The 17,814-nt window shown below is 63.8% G+C and carries 17 protein-coding genes, 4 tRNA genes and 1 riboswitch; of the genes, 6 read left to right on the top strand and 15 right to left on the bottom strand.

Going from position 1 to position 17,814, the window contains the following annotated elements; genetic code table 11:
- Positions 1-18: 18 nt before the first annotated feature.
- The 8 genes from AC5RU3_RS05025 to AC5RU3_RS04990 all read right to left on the bottom strand — a co-directional run bounded on the left by AC5RU3_RS05025 (position 19) and on the right by AC5RU3_RS04990 (position 8,579).
- The gene (locus tag AC5RU3_RS05025; protein ID WP_309069992.1) at positions 19-915 is read right to left on the bottom strand and encodes a shikimate dehydrogenase; all 897 of its coding nucleotides are present in this window, start codon (positions 913-915) and stop codon (positions 19-21) included.
- A complete protein-coding gene (gene mltG / locus AC5RU3_RS05020) occupies positions 916-2,139 on the bottom strand; it encodes an endolytic transglycosylase MltG (protein WP_309069991.1) in 1,224 nt (407 codons plus the stop codon).
- On the bottom strand, positions 2,136-2,714 hold the full coding sequence (gene ruvX / locus AC5RU3_RS05015; protein ID WP_309069990.1) for a Holliday junction resolvase RuvX: 579 nt from the start codon (positions 2,712-2,714) through the stop codon (positions 2,136-2,138). The genes mltG and ruvX overlap by 4 nt, the downstream gene beginning before the upstream one ends.
- 16 nt (positions 2,715-2,730) lie before the next feature.
- Positions 2,731-5,409, bottom strand: a complete 2,679-nt coding sequence (alaS, locus tag AC5RU3_RS05010; RefSeq protein WP_309123781.1) for an alanine--tRNA ligase — start codon at positions 5,407-5,409, stop codon at positions 2,731-2,733.
- Positions 5,410-5,479: 70 nt separating this feature from the next.
- Complete coding sequence (locus AC5RU3_RS05005) at positions 5,480-5,707, bottom strand: DUF6167 family protein (RefSeq protein ID WP_493964978.1); 228 nt, start codon at positions 5,705-5,707, stop codon at positions 5,480-5,482.
- Positions 5,708-5,756: 49 nt separating this feature from the next.
- Positions 5,757-6,131, bottom strand: a complete 375-nt coding sequence (locus tag AC5RU3_RS05000; protein ID WP_309069987.1) for a DUF948 domain-containing protein — start codon at positions 6,129-6,131, stop codon at positions 5,757-5,759.
- Positions 6,132-6,284: 153 nt separating this feature from the next.
- Positions 6,285-6,911, bottom strand: a complete 627-nt coding sequence (gene rpsD / locus AC5RU3_RS04995) for a 30S ribosomal protein S4 (RefSeq protein ID WP_309069986.1) — start codon at positions 6,909-6,911, stop codon at positions 6,285-6,287.
- Between the two features lie 243 nt (positions 6,912-7,154).
- Positions 7,155-8,579, bottom strand: a complete 1,425-nt coding sequence (locus AC5RU3_RS04990) for a replication-associated recombination protein A (protein WP_458115115.1) — start codon at positions 8,577-8,579, stop codon at positions 7,155-7,157.
- Between the two features lie 56 nt (positions 8,580-8,635).
- On the opposite strand from AC5RU3_RS04990, the gene AC5RU3_RS04985 reads away from it, so the two are divergent.
- Entirely contained in the window at positions 8,636-9,310 is a 675-nt protein-coding gene (locus AC5RU3_RS04985; RefSeq protein ID WP_493964977.1) for an acVLRF1 family peptidyl-tRNA hydrolase, read from the top strand.
- 33 nt (positions 9,311-9,343) lie between these two features.
- Here the strand turns inward: AC5RU3_RS04985 and rpe are convergent, their stop codons facing one another.
- The 5 genes from rpe to AC5RU3_RS04960 form a co-directional block, all read right to left on the bottom strand.
- Positions 9,344-9,997 carry a ribulose-phosphate 3-epimerase gene (rpe, locus tag AC5RU3_RS04980; RefSeq protein ID WP_309069983.1) on the bottom strand — a complete coding sequence of 218 codons (654 nt, stop codon included), beginning with the start codon at positions 9,995-9,997 and terminating at the stop codon, positions 9,344-9,346.
- A 36-nt stretch (positions 9,998-10,033) separates the two neighbouring features.
- On the bottom strand, positions 10,034-11,533 hold the full coding sequence (locus AC5RU3_RS04975; RefSeq protein ID WP_493964976.1) for an RsmB/NOP family class I SAM-dependent RNA methyltransferase: 1,500 nt from the start codon (positions 11,531-11,533) through the stop codon (positions 10,034-10,036).
- A complete protein-coding gene (fmt, locus tag AC5RU3_RS04970; protein ID WP_458115117.1) occupies positions 11,530-12,447 on the bottom strand; it encodes a methionyl-tRNA formyltransferase in 918 nt (305 codons plus the stop codon). Before fmt ends, AC5RU3_RS04975 begins: the two co-directional genes overlap by 4 nt.
- Positions 12,444-13,031, bottom strand: coding sequence for a peptide deformylase (gene def / locus AC5RU3_RS04965; RefSeq protein ID WP_309069980.1), 588 nt, complete (start codon positions 13,029-13,031; stop codon positions 12,444-12,446). Before def ends, fmt begins: the two co-directional genes overlap by 4 nt.
- Before the next feature lie 118 nt (positions 13,032-13,149).
- Positions 13,150-14,130: a cytochrome gene (locus AC5RU3_RS04960; protein ID WP_493964975.1), complete on the bottom strand. Its 981-nt coding sequence runs from the start codon at positions 14,128-14,130 to the stop codon at positions 13,150-13,152.
- Between the two features lie 211 nt (positions 14,131-14,341).
- Between AC5RU3_RS04960 and AC5RU3_RS04955 the strand changes: the two genes are divergently transcribed.
- From AC5RU3_RS04955 to AC5RU3_RS04940, 4 genes are all read left to right on the top strand, one after another.
- Positions 14,342-14,415, top strand: a tRNA-Gly gene (locus AC5RU3_RS04955).
- Between the two features lie 54 nt (positions 14,416-14,469).
- Positions 14,470-14,543: transfer RNA gene (locus tag AC5RU3_RS04950), tRNA-Cys, on the top strand.
- Between the two features lie 20 nt (positions 14,544-14,563).
- Positions 14,564-14,635, top strand: a tRNA-Val gene (locus AC5RU3_RS04945).
- Between the two features lie 31 nt (positions 14,636-14,666).
- Positions 14,667-14,740, top strand: a tRNA-Gly gene (locus AC5RU3_RS04940).
- A 64-nt stretch (positions 14,741-14,804) separates the two neighbouring features.
- Here AC5RU3_RS04940 and AC5RU3_RS04935 read toward each other — a convergent pair.
- Complete coding sequence (locus AC5RU3_RS04935; protein ID WP_309070039.1) at positions 14,805-15,119, bottom strand: DMT family transporter; 315 nt, start codon at positions 15,117-15,119, stop codon at positions 14,805-14,807.
- 14 nt (positions 15,120-15,133) lie between these two features.
- Positions 15,134-15,196: riboswitch (guanidine-III (ykkC-III) riboswitch) on the bottom strand.
- Positions 15,197-15,635: 439 nt separating this feature from the next.
- Positions 15,636-16,670 carry a cell division protein ZapE gene (gene zapE / locus AC5RU3_RS04930; protein WP_309069978.1) on the bottom strand — a complete coding sequence of 345 codons (1,035 nt, stop codon included), beginning with the start codon at positions 16,668-16,670 and terminating at the stop codon, positions 15,636-15,638.
- 213 nt (positions 16,671-16,883) lie between these two features.
- Between zapE and AC5RU3_RS04925 the strand changes: the two genes are divergently transcribed.
- Positions 16,884-17,795 carry a sulfurtransferase gene (locus tag AC5RU3_RS04925; RefSeq protein ID WP_309069977.1) on the top strand — a complete coding sequence of 304 codons (912 nt, stop codon included), beginning with the start codon at positions 16,884-16,886 and terminating at the stop codon, positions 17,793-17,795.
- Positions 17,796-17,814: the final 19 nt, after the last annotated feature.

The following is a 17,814-nucleotide window of genomic DNA, read 5'->3' as shown; positions in this document are numbered from 1 at the left end:
CACGGTCAGCGGGGCCTGCTAGCGCCGGGGAGCCTCCACCGCGTCACACATCACATTTATGACAGCGGCCTCGTCCCTGAAGACGTCTCCAGTGAAGAGCTTCACCTGCGCAACCGCCTGGTAGAGCAGCATCTCAAGCCCGGGAACGATGGCGCCGCCACGCGATGACCACGCGCTTGCGAGTGCACTCGGCCACGGGTCGTAGGCCACGTCCAGCAGCACGCGTGGCGCTGCCTGGGCGGACTCGCCCATCGAGTCGGGCATACGCTGCAGTGCGGCGGCCAGGCCGTCTGCTCCATGCGGCGGCAGTGTCGAAATGACAAGCGGCGCAACCACGCACAGGTCGGCGGCGGCGTCGAAATCCTGCAGTTGCACGGCGGTGTTCAAACGCTCACCCAGAGCGATCAGCGGCTGCGCCTTGTGGGTGGACCTGACGCAGACATCCACCAGCTCGACTCCCATGCGAGCCAGCGCAGCGACAGCCGCCGAAGCGGTGCCGCCACCACCGAGTACCAGGGCTTGCCGCGGGGATCCAGCGCCGGCGTGCCGGACGGCTCGAACTATGCCCTCGACATCGGTGTTGTGGCCGACCAGGCGGCGATGAGCGCCCTCCCCGACGGGAAGCACAGTATTGATGACGCCCAGGTCAGCGACTCCGGGCGCCAGCTCATCCATATACGTCAGCGCCGCCGCCTTGTGCGGCATTGTCACGGACAATCCACGCCATGTGGAATCTGCCCGCAGCTCGCGCATGATGCCCTCGAGCGCGTCCGGCGGTGTTTCGATGGCCGAGTAGTCGCACGCGAATTCGAGGTAGGAGTAGGCAGCACCGTGCAGCCGCGGGGATTTTGAATGGGCAATGGGATGACCAATGACGCCGGCCCGATACGGGGCCGGCGCCTCGTCAGGCACCACCTATTCGCACCTTCCGGCGTTGTCGGCACACCATGCCTGGTACTCCTGAACGTACTGCGCATGTTCGGCGAGAGTTTCCGAGAACTTCGTCTCGCCCGAGTCCAGATTGACAGTGACCCAGTAGTAATACGGGACGTCAGCCGGGTTGACCGCCGCCTCGATCGCTTCCGCGCTCGGGGAGCCGATCGGGCCCACGGGCAGACCTTCGTTCGCGTACGTGTTGTACGGGTTCGATTTGTCGGCTTTTTCCTCGTCCGTCAGGTTGTAGCTCTTGCGGTTCAGGCCGTAGGTGACCGTCGCATCGGACTGGATCAGGCCGTTGGTCTCCGTGTTGTCCGGGCCCAAACGGTTCATGATCGACCCGGCAACCTGCGCGTAGTCGGCCTGGCCTGCCTCCGCCTGAACGATGCTGGCGATAGTCAGGATCCGATACTGCTCAGCGGTATCAGTCACGCCTGCTTCCTCAAGAGCCGCATGGGTGTTGTCCACCATCTGCTGGATCACCTCGGTGGCACTGATCTCCAGGTCAAACCTGTACTCGCCGGGGTAGAGGTAGCCCTCAAGGGTCGGCGACTGTTCCGGAATGCCGAACTGGGTGGGATCCTTAGCCAGGGCGTCGAATTCTTCCCGAGGGATCCCGGTCGATTCCGCGAGGATGTCAAAAACTTCGTTTTGCCTCAGATCGCGGGCGACGGCGGCGTAGTGAACTCCCGCGCCTCCCTCGGCCAGCAGCGCCTGTGCTGCTTCCTCGGCACTCATCTGGTACTTCATCTCGTAGTCACCGGGCTGGATGACCCGGCCGTCAGCAACCGAGGAGAGCGCCTTGAGGAATTCCTCCGAGCTGGCCACGATGTCCTGCTGCTCGAGGCCGTTGCCGACGATCAGGGGCCCCGCGCCCGCATCGACGGTAAAGGTCACTGATCCGGTTCCGGGACCGGCGTAATCCGTCACCTCACCAACGCCGAGGAGGCTCCGCAGGAACATCGCAACGGCAACCACCACGCCGATGAAACCCAGGACAACGACCAGCATGACGATGGTCCTGCGCCTGCGACGGCGCTGGCGCGCCTTGGACGGTCTACGGGTTCGGCGGGATGGAAGGTCCGCCTCGAAGAATTGTTCCACCGGCTCCGGATGCACTGGATAGTGGTCTTCGAAGTAGTCGTCCGGGTGCTGCTCGGCGCCGTGATCAGCTGCCGGGAAAGGAGGATGACGATGGCTCACTGCTCCTCTTTCCTCCCACTGTAGGTTTGCGAAATGTCTAACTCCTCGGAAGAGGCCGGCGACGGGTGGTCAAGATTCCGCCGCCGATGTTGAACGACCGGCTCCCCCACATCCCGCTCAAGGTTCCGTTGCATGTCGATGGCGTGTTGGAGTATCTCCACGGCTGCCACCTGATCTACCACCTTACGGTGTTCCCGACTGTTCAATCCAGCCTGACGAAGTGATCGATGGGCCGAAACTGAAGTCAGCCGCTCGTCGATCAACCGCACGGGTACGTCCAGTCCCGCATCCACGAGGGTGTCAACGAGTGCCGCAGCGTAATCCCGAGCCATGGCCGTAGAGGCGGATTCGGTACCGCTTAGGTTGCGGGGCAACCCGACGAATACCTCAACGGCTGCGAGCTCCTGAATGTTCCGGAGCAACAGACGCAGGTCACGGTTCTTCCGCGTATCGCGGTTGAGCGTGCACACCGGCGTGGCGATAAGCCCGTCCCTGTCGCTTGCCGAAACCCCGACGCGGACCATGCCGACATCGACGCCGATCTTCACTCCGCGGGGGTAGTTCTCCGAAACCACGGGACTGGAACTCCGGCTACCGTGCCGAGACTGCAGCACGGATGGAATCCAGAGCCGCAGGTACCTTCGCCGGATCCGACCCGCCGCCCTGCGCCATGTCATCCTTACCGCCACCGCCGCCGCCGAGAATGCCCGCCGCGGTGCGCACCAAGGCTCCCGCCTTAACGCCCGCGCCGCGTGCCTCGTCATTGGTGACCACGAGGACCACCGGGCGATCCTTGCTGACTCCGGCTACAGCAACAACGGCGGGACCCGAGCCCAACCGTCCACGCAGGTCGAGCGCGAGGTTGCGGAGGTCATCAGCACTGCCCACGGTGCCGGCGTCGTGCGTGATCAGCCTGACTCCGTCAACATCCTGGACCGTGTTGACCAGGGCCGCCGCGGCGTTGGAAAGCTGCTCCTTGCGCAGGCGCTCCAATTCCTTTTCTGCGGCCTTCAACCGGTTGAGGGTTGCGCTGAGACGCTCGGGCAACTGGGGAGCGGGCACCTTCAGCATGTCGGACAGCTCCGTAACCAGCGCACGTTCGGCTGCCGCATGCCGGAAAGCGTCCATGCCGACGAGGGCCTCGACACGGCGGTTGCCGGAACCGACCGACTGCTCGCCCAGAAGGGTCAGCGTACCGATGAGCGACGTCGACTCGACATGTGTGCCGCCGCACAGCTCGCGCGACCAGGCACCGTCAATCTCGACGACGCGCACCCGGTCTCCGTAGGCCTCGCCGAATAGTGCGGTTGCGCCCAGAGCCTTGGCGTCATCGAGGCCCATCACCTTTGTCTCGACGGTGTGGTTGCTGCGGATCGCAAGATTCGATACTTCCTCGATCTCAGACCGCGCCGCGGAGCTGATGCCCTCGCCCCAGGAGAAGTCGAAGCGGAGGTAACCGGCCTTGTTGAACGAACCGCGCTGCAGCGCCTCGGGACCCAGAACCTGGTGAAGTGCCGCGTGCACGATGTGCGTTCCGGAGTGGGCCTGCTCCCCCGCGTGGCGGCGCTGACGGTCGACGGCGGCTGTCACCAGCGCGTCCTGGGTGATCTCTCCCTCCCTCACAAGGGCACGGTGCACGCTGAGGCCCTTGATAGGCCGCTGAACGTCGGTGACCTCGACCGAGAAGCCGTTTCCGGTGATCAGCCCGACGTCGGCAGCCTGTCCGCCCGCTTCAGCATAGAAGGGCGTGCGATCCAGAATGAGCTCGATTTCCTCGCCCTGCCGAGCCACGGGCACCGACGCACCGTTGCTGATGATGCCGCGCACCACCGCTTCGGTGGTCAGTTCGTCGTAACCGGTGAAGACAGTTTCGCCTGTTGCCAGCAGTTCGTTGAACACCGTCATGTCTGCATGGCCGGCCTTCTTGCCGCGTGCATCGGCCTGCGCGCGCTGGCGCTGCTCGAGCATCAGGGCGCGGAAACCGTCCGCATCAACCTTTACTCCGGCTTCTTCAGCCATTTCAAGCGTGAGATCGATGGGGAATCCGTAGGTGTCGTGAAGGCTGAAGGCCTCATCGCCGGACAGTGCACGCCCTGCGGTCTTGGACTCCCGCACGGCTTCCTCGAGTCGCGCGGTTCCGGAAGCGATGGTGCGCAGGAACGCCTTCTCTTCTCCGTAGGCGATGCGGCTGATGCGTTCGAAGTCGCGCTCGACCTCCGGGTAGACGCCCTTCATCGCGTCGCGGGAGACGGGCAGGAGGTCGGGCAGGCACGCCTTCTCGACGCCGAGGAGGCGCATAGCGCGTACGGCACGGCGGATCAGGCGGCGGAGGACATAGCCGCGACCTTCGTTGGAAGGAGTCACGCCGTCCGTGATCAGCATCAGGGCAGAGCGCACGTGGTCAGCCACGACCCGCATCCGTACATCGTCCTGGTGGTGAGGGTCGTCGTCGGATTCTGCACTGGTGTATTCGCGACCCGAGAGTTCCGCGGCTTTGTCCAGGACGGGACGAACCTGGTCGGTCTCGTACATGTTCTCAACCCCCTGGAGGACCATCGCGAGTCGCTCCAGGCCGAGGCCCGTGTCGATGTTCTTTTGGGGCAGCTCGCCTGCAACGTCGAAGTCGTCCTTGCTGCGCACTGCTGAAAGCCGGTACTGCATGAAGACGAGGTTCCAGATTTCGATGTAGCGGTCTTCGTCCGCCTCCGGCCCGCCGTCCTTGCCGTATTGAGCGCCGCGGTCGTAGAAAATCTCGGAGCACGGTCCGCCCGGACCCGGCTGCCCGGTATTCCAGTAGTTGTCCTTCTTGCCGAACTTCTGGATTCGCTCAACGGGGAAACCGACCTCGTCGCGCCAGATGGCCAGTGCCTCGTCGTCGTCCTGGTAGACAGTGACCCACAGCCGGTCAGCAGGCAGACCGAAACCGCCGTCCTCGACACTGCTGGTCAGGAGCTCCCACGCCATCCGGATTGCGTTCTGCTTGAAATAGTCTCCGAAGGAGAAGTTTCCGCACATCTGGAAGAAGGTGCCGTGACGCGCGGTCTTTCCGACCTCTTCAATATCGGCGGTGCGGATGCACTTCTGGATGCTGGTTGCGCGGCTGTAGGGGGGCACTTCCCGAGCCGTCAGATACGGAATGAACGGGACCATACCGGCGACGGTGAACAGCAGCGACGGATCGCTGGAAACGAGCGAGGCAGACGGCACGCGGGTGTGCCCCTGCCCTTCGAAGTAGTCAAGCCAGCGACGGGCGATCTCTTGCGACTTCATGGGGATCCTTCGGTGTTGCGTGCGCACGGTGCGCAGAGGCGGTGTCTTTGGGGGCGGGCGTGATCTGCCGTCACGGACGGGGCTCTGAGTCGATTCCCAGGGCGGTGCGCAGGTCCGTCTCACGTTCCTGCATTCCCTGACGGAGTGCGTCAGCGAAGTCGGCGACGCTGTCGGTGAGCTGCGCGACGGCGCGGTTGAGCCCCTCAAGACCGACAGCCGACCTCATCGCGGCGACCTTGCGTACAGCTACTACACCGATGGCAGCGCCTGCCGCGAGCCAGAAAACCCTCTTGATCATCAAGAAATCCTCGTCTGTTGTGCGTGCGTTCTGGACGGGCAGCCGGAGTTCAGCGACTACGACGGCGGGAAGCCGGCTTGCGCCGGGAAGCCAGCGCGCTGCGCACGCCATAGGAGAAAGCCGCCACCTTGATCAGCGGCGAGCCCACTGTTGCGGCGACGAGCGAGGAGAGTGCGGAAATATTGGCGGATGCGTCCGAAACGTTCGACGTGATGCCATCGACGTGCTTCAGCTGTTGGTGGGTGGTAGTCACTGTGCTGGTGACCTCGTCGATCAGTGGGGTCGTGCCCTCGCTGACGGATCGGATGGCCTGGCGGAGTTCGTCGAAGACTTTTCCGAGCTTCCACACCGGAATGGCGAGCAGCGCAACCAGCACTGCAAAAACTCCGGCGGCAATGAGCCCGGCGATTTCTCCACCTGACATTCGTGAACAACTCCTTAACCTTCGCGCTGTGGACGGACGGGCGCCCGCAATCCCCTATGTACCTTACCTACTCAAGAGCCCGCGGCGTGCGCCGCGGGCTCTTGAATAACTGATGTTCAGTTGTACTGCCGAAACGCCGTAAACGGCGCTGAATCAGCGTGCGTAGTATTCGACCACGAGCTGCTCTTCACAGGTCACGGGGACCTCGGAGCGCTTGGGGCGGCGAACCAGACGTGCCTGGAGCTTCTCGAGCTGAACGTCGAGGTAGCCGGGAACGGCGGGAAGAACATCGCGGTGGGCACCTGCGGCGGCAACCTGCAGCGGAACCATGGTCTCGCTGCGGCTGTGCACGTGGATGAGCTGGCCTTCGCTGACGCGGAAGGACGGGCGGTCCACGCGTGCACCGTCAACCATGATGTGGCGGTGAACCACGAGCTGACGCGCCTGGGCGATGGTGCGTGCGAAACCAGCGCGCAGCACGAGAGCGTCGAGACGCATCTCGAGCAGTTCGATCAGGTTTTCACCGGTCAGACCGGCGGTACGGCGGGCTTCTTCGAAGACACGGGTCATCTGTGCTTCACGGATGCCGTACTGTGCGCGCAGGCGCTGCTTCTCGCGCAGGCGCACTGCGTAGTCACTGTCCTGCTTGCGACGCGAACGGCCGTGCTGACCGGGTGCGTACGGACGACGCTCCAGGTACTTTTCAGCCTTGGGGGTCAGAGCAATGCCGAGGGCCCGCGAAATGCGGACCTTGCGGCGGGCACGTGTGTTGTTAGCCACGTTTACCTTTCACTGTTTTGCGGCAAAGCAGATTCTGGCGGCAATGTGCCGCCGGATCTCTTTCTTGTGTCGCTGGCCTCCACGTTCGGAGAGCCGGAAGGGGCCGCTTTCCGGTACTACAGTTCGCGGGTCTGCACCTTGTCCGCCGCTGCCGCCGAAGGATCGGCGGAGCCGATCCGGGCAATTGAAGGGCGGGCATGGGTGAGCCGCGACTTGCCAGTCAACGAACAATCCTAGCAGTGCTCAGCCGTTCCGAATAATGGCGCGCAGTTTCTCAAGCCGTCCGGCCACAGCCCGCTCGGCGCCCCGGTCGGTGGGTATGTAGTAATCCGTTCCCACGAGGTCATCGGGCGCGTACTGCTGGGCGGCGATGCCGTGGGGTTCATCGTGCGAATAGACGTACCCCTTGCCGTGACCCAGCTGACGGGCCCCGGGGTAGTGCGCGTCACGAAGATGCGCGGGGATGCCCTGCCCCTTGCCTGCGCGCACGTCCGCGATGGCGCGGTTGATTCCGTTGTAGGCGGCGTTCGACTTGGGTGAGGTGGCGATGTGGACCACTGCCTCGGCGAGGATGATCCGACCTTCCGGCATACCGATCAGCTGCACCGCCTGTGCAGCTGCCACAGCAGTTTGCAGGGCGGTGGGATCAGCCATGCCAACGTCCTCGGCAGCAGAGATCATCAGCCTGCGCGCGACGAAACGAGGGTCTTCACCTGATTCGAGCATGCGCGCCAGATAGTGTAGTGCGGCGTCCACATCGGACCCGCGCAGCGACTTGATGAACGCGCTCACCACGTCGTAATGCTGATCGCCCGCGCGGTCGTAGCGCAGGGCGGCGACGTCGACGGCTTTTTCGGCGTGCTCCAGGGTGATGCGCACGACTCCTCGTCCGTCCCCATCAAGCGGAGGATCTTCCTCCGGCTCTTTGGACTGCTCCTCGGACTGCGCTACTCCGGCAGCGGCCTCGAGTGCCGTCAACCCACGGCGGGCATCGCCGGCAGCGAGCCGGACGAGGTGGTCCAGGGCATCATCGTCAATTGCTACTTCCCCGCCGAGTCCCCGCGGGTCATCCACCGCCCGCTGGAGCAGGGATCTGATGTCATTCTCGGTCAGGGGCCTGAGCGTCTGCAGTAATGAGCGAGAAAGCAGAGGGGATACCACCGAGAACGAGGGATTCTCCGTGGTGGCCGCAATCAGCACCACCCACCCGTTCTCCACTCCCGGCAGGAGAGCGTCCTGCTGTGCCTTGTTGAACCGATGGATCTCATCGAGGAAGAGCACCGTTGTGATGCGGTGCAGATCACGATTGGACAGCGCCTCATCCATCACCCTGCGCACATCCTTGACACCCGCAGTGATAGCGGAAAGCTCAACGAATTTGCGGCCCGGGCCCCTTGCAATAACATGCGCCAGTGTTGTCTTCCCGGTCCCTGGCGGACCCCAGAGAATGACCGACGTCGGAGCCCCCGTCCGTGCCGCCGGCTCACCACCGGCCAGCGTGCGCAAGGGCGACCCGGCGCCCAGGAGATGCTGCTGACCCACGATCTCATCCACCGTTCGCGGCCGCATGCGCACCGGCAGGGGGCTTCGGAGACGGTTCCGCTCACTTCGACCGGCACTGACGGACTCGTCAAAGCCGTCCGCATCAAGGCTGAATAGGTCATTCACACAGCCAAGGCTACTGTGATCCACTGACAGCTTCGGCCAGCAATCAGGGAGGCAGAGTGCAGGACAACCGCTCGGTTCTGGTCCCGCCCGAGCGGCTGACGGGATGGGTCCGCCGCTTCGGTGAGCGAAACGGGCCATTCCACACCACCCGTAGCCCAGCTCTGCCCGGAACATTCGTCCTCGAAGCGGAAAACGGATGTACGGCCTTGGTTGCTGCACCCCTGACGACCGATACTGGCGGGCTCACTGTGGGTGATATGGTCCCCTGCGAGACCGAGACGGCCGTGAGCGAAGTGGTTCACCGCGCCCTGGCGCCGCGGACGGTGGGCCTGATCCTGATACGGCGTGGTGGTTACGGCGTCGGCGTCGCCCGCGACGGCGCCCTCATCTCCTCCAAGAACGGCACACGCTACGTCCAGTCCAGAGCTGCCGCCGGCGGGTGGTCACAGCAACGGTTCGCGCGTCGCAGGGAGAACCAGGCGGACTTTCTGGTCAGCACGACGGCCCAGCGTGCGGCGGCACTCTTCGCAGACAATCCGCCGGACTGTCTGCAGCCTGGCGGAGATGCCAAGCTCTTCTCGGAATGCCTCGCCGACGGCGCCTTGGTGCGCTACCGCCCGCTCCCCCGCCTCCCGCTGTTGCCGGTTCCCGATCCGCGGCAGGACGTGCTTCGCCGGGCTGCGGCGGACACGCAAGCCGTGCGAATTACCCTGACGAACATTCCCGACTGATGCCGTGGCAGACAGCGCCCTCGCCTACCCGAATCAGGACGCCGCCCGCCTCAGGGCTGCTATGGCGGCGGCTGGGTCATCAGCGCCGTAGACCGAAGAACCGGCGACGAAAACCGTCGCTCCAGCTTCGGCTGCACGGACGATGGTCTCTTCCGTGATACCGCCGTCCACCTGAATCGCGACGGGAAGATCCGCTCCACGAACGGCCTCGGCGGCGCGCCGAATCTTCGGAAGGGTCACGTCCAGGAAGGACTGCCCCCCGAACCCGGGCTCCACGGTCATGATCAGGAGCATGTCCAGTTCGCCAAGCATGTCGAGGTAGGGCTCGACGGCGGTCGCCGGTCGAAGTGCCATGCCTGCCCGTGCTCCAACCGAACGCAATTCCCGCGCCAGGCGGATGGGCGCCTGAGCCGCTTCTGCATGGAAGGTCACGGAGGCGGCACCCACGGCGGCGTATTCGGGCGCCCATCGGTCGGCGTCGTTAATCATGAGGTGTATGTCCAGGGGCACTGGAGCGACTGCCTGAATCCGCTTCACCACCGGAAGTCCAAGGGTCAGATTCGGAACGAAGCTGTTGTCCATCACGTCCACGTGAACTGCGTCGGCCGTGGCGATGCGTTCGAGTTCCGACTGTAGATTCACGAAATCCGCGGACAGGATGCTCGGGTGGATACAGCAGGTGCTCATACTCGGCCTTTCAGTAGGGACGGCGTCCGTGGGATGTCAGTCTGCGTTTCGCTGGATCAGGGCGAGAAACATCGCGTCCGTGCCGTGTATGTGCGGCCACAGCTGCGCGGTTTTTTCGTGTCCCGCGCCAAGCGAACTGCTCCTGCTCACACTGTCAAGAACTTCCCCAGCGTCGAGAAGATCGAAACCTTTCCTGCCGCGCAGTGCGTCCTGAACGACGGCGGTGGTCTCGGCGGGGTGCGGTGAACAGGTGACGTACGCCACGACGCCGCCCGGGCGGACCGTGTCAAGGGCTTCAGCAAGCAGAGCGCGCTGCAGCGGTCCCAGTTCCGCAAGATCCGAGGGCTTGCGGCGCCAGCGGGCTTCGGGCCTGCGGCGCAACGCACCCAGTCCCGTGCACGGCGCGTCAACGAGGATGCGGTCGAACCCGTTCGGGTAAGCCTCCCCGATAGTGCGGCCGTCACCCACGCGAACGGTCCATACAGCCGGGTCAACAGCCGCAAGTGCCTGACGGACCAGCGCGGCGCGATGCTCTGCAGGCTCATTTGCGACGAGGCTGTGGCCGCGTTGGGCAGCTATGGCAGCGAGCAGGGCCGACTTTCCTCCGGGTCCGGCGCAGAGGTCCAGCCATTCCTCATTAACCGTTGATGGGGCGTCGAGCTCGACGGCGGCCAGCGCGCGCGCGACGATCTGGGAGCCGGCGTCCTGCACCCTCACCTCGCCGGAGCGCACGGACTCGAGCCGCCCTACATCACCGGCGGCGAACAGTGCGGAGTCATCCACGAGCTCTCCGGGACGGGCGCCTGCCGCAAGAGCTTCGTCGAGCGATCCAATACCGGGCAACGCGACAAGGTTGACGATCGGAGCAGCGTTGTCTGCCTGCAGCAAGTCATCGATTTCGGCAACGGGGCGCCCGTGCCCTACAAGGCTCTGCCTCATGGTGCGGACTATCCACTCGGGGTGGCTGTGCTGCAGGGAGCTGGCCCGAACGGGATCCTCAACACCCTCGGTGAGGACCTCGATCCACTCGCTGAAGGATTTGCGTGACACCTTTCGAAGCACCGCATTGGTCAGGGAGGAAGGCCCCGCACCAATCACTGCCCGCACCAGGCCCACTGTCTGGTCAAGGGCGGCGTGCGGAGGCACCCGCATGGCCATCAGCTGGTGGACTCCCAGGCGCAGGGCGTCGAGAACGGCCGGGTCAAGCTGCTCGAGCGGGCGGTCGACGCACAACGCAAGGATTGCGTCGTAGGTGCCCTGGCCTCGCAGCGCACCATAGGCCAGTTCTGTGGCGAACCCGGCATCCTGGCGGCCAAGGCGGTGCTTGCGGATACTGCTGGGCAGTACCAGGTTGGCGTAGGCATCATCAACTGCAACAGCTCGAAGAACCTCAAAGGCTGCCAGCCGCGCAGGATCGGCCCGCCTGGTGCGTTCGGAGGGCGCTGTGGCCGAGAACTTGCGGGCGCCCGACCTATTGCGCTCCCGTCCCCGCTCATTGCGCCGACTCTGACCGCCGGGATGATGTTCAGGTGTCATTCGAATTCCAGATCCTCTCGACGTGCACCGCGGAACCACTCGGGGGCCGCGAGCATGGTGCGTCCCGCTGGTTGAACCAGCGTCAGTTCGACGGCGTGTGATCCGGTCCCTGTCAGCACCGCTCCATCCCTATCGAGAACGACGCCGGGCGGAATGTCTGAAACGTCGGGGCGGAGCCGAACCGGGCCGAGCTTGAACCGCTGCCCGCCCAGCACCGTCCATGCCCCTGGCTCCGGCGTGACGCCGCTGATCCGACGCTTGATGGCAAGCGCGGGGTCGGTCCACCGAATCCGCCCATCAGGGCTTGCGAGCTTAGGAGCCAGCGACACCTCGCCCTGCTGTGGGACAGCATGGGCGCGTCCCTGCTCAAGGGCCGACAGGGTCTGTGCCAGGAGCACAGCGCCGCTTTCCGACAGCCGGTCGAGCAAGGTTCCGCTGGTGTCCTCAGGGCGGACGGTCTCCGTCAATGTGCCGAAGACGGGTCCGGTATCCAGGCCCTCTTCGAGAAGGAACGTTGAGGCGCCGGTGATGTCATCACCGTTGATCAGCGCGTGCTGGACGGGGGCCGCACCCCGCCAGGCGGGAAGCAGTGAGAAGTGCAGATTGATCCAACCGTGTCTTGGAACCCGCAACGCGGCAGCGGGAACGAGTCCCCCGTAGGCAACAATGGCCGCGGCCTCCAGGTCCAGCGCCGCGAGCCGCGAGATAACGGGCCCGTCGATGCGGTTCGCCTTGATGACCTCCAGGCCGAGTTTGCTTGCTGCCTCGGCGACCGGGCTCGGCGTCAGGACCTTCTTCCGACCAACCGGAGCGTCTTCGCGGGTAAGGACAGCAGCCACCTCGTGTCCCGCGCGGCGGAGTTCGGCAAGGGAGGGCACTGCAACCTTCGGCGTGCCGGCGAATAGTACTCTCATGCGCCGGTCCTCCGCCGGCCGCTCGAAGGCCCACCGATGCCGAACACCGAACCCACACTTGAGGATCGCTTGGTGAGGGTGTCCGTGGTGACCGCGTTGTACTGGGAGTGCCGGATGGCACGCATGGCGGCCCGGCGATCGTCCCCCTGAAGCCGGTCGATGTAGAGGCGCCCATCGAGGTGATCGCTCTCGTGCTGAAAGCAGCGGGCCAGCATTCCCTCCGCCTCTAGCTGCATCGGCTGGCCCGTGACATCGAACCCCCGAAGCTGGACAAGCTCAGCGCGGGGTAACGCGAATCCGATCCCGGGAACGGAGAGGCAGCCTTCCTGATCGTCATTCTGCACGCCTTCGGCGCTGAGAAGCTCAGGATTGACAACGTGACCTTCCGCCCCGTCAACCGCGTAGGTGAAGACGCGCAGACCGACCCCTACCTGCGGCGCCGCCAGGCCCGCACCCCGAACGCTGTGCATGGTCTCGAGCATGTTCTGAACCAACCGGGCCAACTCGTGACCATACTCGGTTACCTCTACTGCGGGTGTCCGTAGCACGGGGTCCCCGATCATCCTGATACTCAGAACCGCCATCCGGTCGTGTGTCCTCACCTGTCGGTCGTTGAATGTGTACGGGAGGTCCGGTCGGCGCAATTCAACATCCGACGAAACTCCCAAAATGCTTGGTCAAGTCTAGGTCAGGCTGCTCGCGTCAGCTGCTTATCGCTGTGACCGGTGCATCCGCCGGAGACACGTAACCCTGTTGGGCAGCAACTCCAGGCGCCTGTGAGGTTGTAACGGTTCCCGCGGGTCGTGCGGCCCCTGAGCCGGTGGACGTGCCGGCTTCGAGGCGCGGGGGCGGCGGCACAGCCAGCAGCGGTTGACCTGCGTCAGCTGCATTCCCCCCAGCTTCCCAGGCGCGCCGGAGGGCGCAGAACTTGAACCAGTGCTCTTTGAGTACTTGCGGATTGGCCCGGTGCGCCCGCACCTCGGTCTGCCCGATAGCGACCCCGAGCAGGATTGGGTCATTCCCGTACTTCCATGCTTCCCAGGAGCCGCTTCGGGGATCCACGAGAGATTCCTGTGCTTTCATGCCGGCGACGAGTTGCATGACCACCTTTTCATCGAGCGGCTTCACCATGCCGTCGCGGTCTGTAGCGCGGGTTTTGAAGTCGATGATGCACAGGCGCCCCGCGATCGTTGCCACGAGATCGAGCGTTCCCGCGTAACCAAGTTCCGAGTTCCAGACGGTGATCTCAGGCGCTATGGGCCTTACCTGGTACAGATCCCACCACTCGTCGAAACGGTCCGCGAATCCTTCCTCGCCGTGCTGCGCCAGCTCTGCGCGGGCCTCGTCAGCGCGATGTTCTCGGCCCAGATCGCGTAGGGCAACCTGTTCGCAATAGAAGTGAACCCTTGTACCTCGCTGTGCTGCGTCGTCGCGGTAACGCTCAGCAGCCTTCGAAGCGTCCTGGATCACGGCACGCATCTCGCTTGGATTGCCGAGCGACGACGGCAGGCGGGGGTCCTGGGCAAGAGCACTCGCTGCCATATACCCGAACCATCCCCCCAGCGAGGCGCTTTGGGACTGCGAGATGACGGTGGTGATCGAGGGGACCAGGGGTGGCTCCGAAACGGATCTGGAATACATGCGCCCGCGTTCTGTGGCGTGCGCGAGGAGCGGCTCGGTCATATATCCAGTGTGTCACCCCCGTCTGACACTTCTTCCGCCCGACAGACCTTAGGTGCCCGACGGCGCCTTATATAGCATCGGTGCGATATCTGCCGGAGGCGCTCCGCACGACCCTCAATTGGACGAACCCCTGTTCCTCCGATATTGTTTTTACTCGTTGGAAAGACGCCGAAGGGAATAGGGAAACCCTAAATCCTCGGCCATTTTCTCTGCGGACGTAGCTCAGCTGGCTAGAGCACCACCTTGCCAAGGTGGATGTCGCGGGTTCGAATCCCGTCGTCCGCTCGCAAGTCACTGTATTCGCTGGCTTCGGCCAGGGATCCCGCTTTAGTGGGGCACGGTGGGGTGGCCGAGAGGCGAGGCAGCGGCCTGCAAAGCCGTATACGCGGGTTCGAATCCCGTCCCCACCTCCATACGGTGAACTGCAAGACCTGGGCGATTGGCGCAGCGGTAGCGCGCTTCCCTGACACGGAAGAGGTCACTGGTTCGATCCCAGTATCGCCCACGCAAGGCGCCTCCTTGAGAGGCGCCTTTTCGCGGACGTAGCTCAGCTGGCTAGAGCACCACCTTGCCAAGGTGGATGTCGCGGGTTCGAATCCCGTCGTCCGCTCTGACCATCTAAAACAAGGCGGCTCCATCCTCATGGATGGAGCCGCCTTGTTTTCCCGAAGGCGCTAGTGGAGAACCTTCAGTCCGATCACGCATCCGACGATTCCGAGCACCAACAGAACCTTCAGCAGCGACGCAGCTTCGCCGTCGAAAAGCATTGCGTAGGTGACAGTCAAGGCTGCGCCGATACCCACCCACACGGCATACGACGTTCCCGTCGGCAGAGTACGCATCGCCCAAGCCAGACCCGCCATGCTCAGAACCAGTCCGATCACAAAGACGACCGTGGGACCGAGCCTGCTGAACCCCTCAGACTTCCCGAGAGCTGTAGCCCACACTGCCTCAAGCACTCCCGAAACCACCAGTACAACCCACGCCATGGTCAACCGCTCCTTCAACGCCGTCTTTTCGCTCACCGGGTACGGCGCACCTCGTCCGGGTGCCAGTTCGGCCCGCTCAGGGTGTCACACTGCCATGCGGGCGGCAAGATGAATCATGCTGAGGGCGAAAGCCCGAACTCTTTCCCTTCGTAAAAAGCCTCCTTATGATGGTGGATGCGGTGGAACAACGGGTTCCACATGAAAGAAGGGAGGTGCCTGTGTCTGTATCAGACGGGCTCAAAGGCAGGGCTGGAGAGTTGAAGGACAAGGCAGCCGAAATGGGCCGGAACTCGGGAAAGATCTCTCCCGTTTAGCCCAGGGCCTCCTCGACGGTCGACATCGTTGAGAGTCAGGACGGCATCCGACTCCCCGACACTTCGGCCCGACAACAGCCTTTAGCACGACAAGGAGGCGCCGACCCTGCCGCGAGGCAGCGTCGGCGCCTTTGTCATACCCTCAGGTTCTCTGACTTGCCCGCAGGCCCTCCTGGCGCATCTGCAGCACGGAAAGGCCGAGTCAGCCCTGGGTTTCGGCGCCCTGACGTGCCAAGGCGGTCAGGCGGGAAACGGCACGGTAGTACTTCTTCATGTGTCCACCCGTCATCATCTCCTGTGTGAAGAGATCACTCAGGGGTGCCCCGCTGGCGAGGATAGGAACATCACGGTCATAGAGGCGATCCGCAAGCACGACGAACCGCAGCGCCACGGCCTGCTCGGTGATGGTCTGCACCTCGTGCCAGGCAACGGCGTCGATGCCGTCAATAAGCTGGCGGTAGCGGCTGGGGTGGACGCCGGCGAGGTGCTTGATCAGGTCGGTGAAGTGGTCTTCGGCCACGGTGACGTCGTCCGGGAAGTGGCGTGCCTGGCGGCGAACCTGTTGCTCCGACAGCGGGGCCGGAGCTTCAGGAAGGCCGCGGTGGCGGTAGTCCTCGCCGTCGATACGAATGACCTCGAACTGATCCGCCAAAACCTGAATTTCCCGCTGAAAATCGACCGCAGCGAATCTGCCCTCGCCGAGAGATCCCGGAAGCGTATTGGATGTCGCGGCGAGCTTGACGCCCGCGTCAGCAAGTTCACGCATGAGCCGTGACATCAACACCGTATCGCCCGGATCATCCAATTCGAACTCGTCGATGCAGACGAGCTGGTAGGTACTCAATGCATCGACCGTGCGCCTGAAGGACAAAGCGCCCACAAGGTTGGTGTATTCGACGAAGGTGCCGAAGGCCTTCTTGCCGGAGGCGGCGTGCCACAGCGAAGCGAGCAGGTGCGTCTTGCCGACACCGAATCCGCCGTCCATATAAATACCGGCCCGGCTCTGCTCACGTTGTCCACCGAAGAACTTGCGCAGCCCACTCGGCTTGGGTGCATTAACTGTCGAGGCGAAGTGCCGAAGCTCCTTCACGGCCGCGGACTGGGACGGCTGCTGGGGGTCAGGCCGGTACGAGTCGAAGGACACGGTCCCGAAACGCTGTGAGGGGAAAAAACCGTCCAAAAGTTCGTCCACCGAAACCTGCGGCGATCGTTGGGTCAGATGCTCAATGGTGGCCACAGATGAATGCGTCTTTCGTCGGCGATCGAGGAAGCAGGCCGTCAGAAGCCGTGCTAGGAAAGGATACGTCAGTAGCCGGGCAGCCACGGGTATCTCCGGTGTTCACGGTGCCGTCATTATGGCGTCCTGTGACTACGGCGGAAGGAATCAGCTGAGCCCGTGGTTACGCTAGGTGGGAAAGAGCAATCGTCAATGCAGGAAGGCTTCCCACGGATGAGTGTTGCAACAGACCCCCATGACAAGTTTGCAGAGTACGCGCACCCCGAGCGGCTTGTTTCAACCCAGTGGCTCGCGGACAACCTCGGCACTCCCGGACTCGTGGTCGTTGAGTCCGACGAAGATGTCCTGCTCTACGAGACCGGGCATATCGCGGGTGCCGTCAAGATCGACTGGCACACCGACCTGAATGACGAGGTGACCCGCGACTACGTTGACGGTGAAGGTTTCGCACGTCTCATGTCGGCCAAGGGCATCTCCCGTGACAGCACTGTTGTTATTTACGGCGACAAGTCCAACTGGTGGGCCGCTTACGCACTGTGGGTCTTCACCCTGTTCGGACACGAGGACGTGCGGCTGCTCGACGGCGGGCGGGACAAGTGGATCGCCGAGGGCCGTCCCGTCACCACTGAGGTGCCGCAGCCACAGCCCACCGACTACCCGGTGGTCGAGCGCAATGATGCTCCCATCCGTGCCTATCTGACCGATGTCCTTGATCACTTCGGGAACCCGCTGATCGACGTCCGCTCCGCCGACGAGTACACCGGGGCGCGAACGCACATGCCCGCATACCCCGAGGAGGGCGCACTTCGCGGCGGACACATACCTTCAGCGGTGTCCGTCCCCTGGGCCCGGGCAGCAGCAGAGGACGGAACCTTCCGCACGCGGGATGAGCTGGATGCGATCTACCGCGGCGAAGCAGGTTTGAAGGAAGGCGACGACGTTGTTGCCTACTGCCGCATTGGAGAGCGTTCCAGCCATACCTGGTTTGTGCTCCAGCACCTCCTCGGGTTCGAGAATGTCCGCAACTACGACGGATCCTGGACTGAGTGGGGCAACGTCGTTCGCGTGCCGATCGTTAAGGGCACTGAACCAGGTGTAGCGCCAGTAGCCGCCGGGCGGAGATAGTTAACGGAATGAAGGCGCC

It is taken from the genome of Arthrobacter sp. MDB1-55, from assembly GCF_059092925.1.
The sequence above is the reverse complement of the archived record's forward strand: the minus strand, read 5'-3'. Positions and strand labels throughout refer to the sequence as shown.

Excerpts from the sequence above, each read along its gene's own strand:
- alaS (WP_309123781.1), bottom strand. The coding sequence starts at position 5,409 with ATGAAGTCGCAAGAGATCGCCCGTCGCTGGCTTGACTACTTCGAAGGG.
- AC5RU3_RS05005 (WP_493964978.1), bottom strand. The coding sequence starts at position 5,707 with ATGATCAAGAGGGTTTTCTGGCTCGCGGCAGGCGCTGCCATCGGTGTA.
- AC5RU3_RS05000 (WP_309069987.1), bottom strand. The coding sequence starts at position 6,131 with ATGTCAGGTGGAGAAATCGCCGGGCTCATTGCCGCCGGAGTTTTTGCA.
- rpe (WP_309069983.1), bottom strand. The coding sequence starts at position 9,997 with ATGAGCACCTGCTGTATCCACCCGAGCATCCTGTCCGCGGATTTCGTG.
- AC5RU3_RS04975 (WP_493964976.1), bottom strand. The coding sequence starts at position 11,533 with ATGACACCTGAACATCATCCCGGCGGTCAGAGTCGGCGCAATGAGCGG.
- fmt (WP_458115117.1), bottom strand. The coding sequence starts at position 12,447 with ATGAGAGTACTATTCGCCGGCACGCCGAAGGTTGCAGTGCCCTCCCTT.
- def (WP_309069980.1), bottom strand. The coding sequence starts at position 13,031 with ATGGCGGTTCTGAGTATCAGGATGATCGGGGACCCCGTGCTACGGACA.
- AC5RU3_RS04960 (WP_493964975.1), bottom strand. The coding sequence starts at position 14,130 with ATGACCGAGCCGCTCCTCGCGCACGCCACAGAACGCGGGCGCATGTAT.
- AC5RU3_RS04935 (WP_309070039.1), bottom strand. The coding sequence starts at position 15,119 with ATGGCGTGGGTTGTACTGGTGGTTTCGGGAGTGCTTGAGGCAGTGTGG.
- AC5RU3_RS04925 (WP_309069977.1), top strand. The coding sequence starts at position 16,884 with ATGAGTGTTGCAACAGACCCCCATGACAAGTTTGCAGAGTACGCGCAC.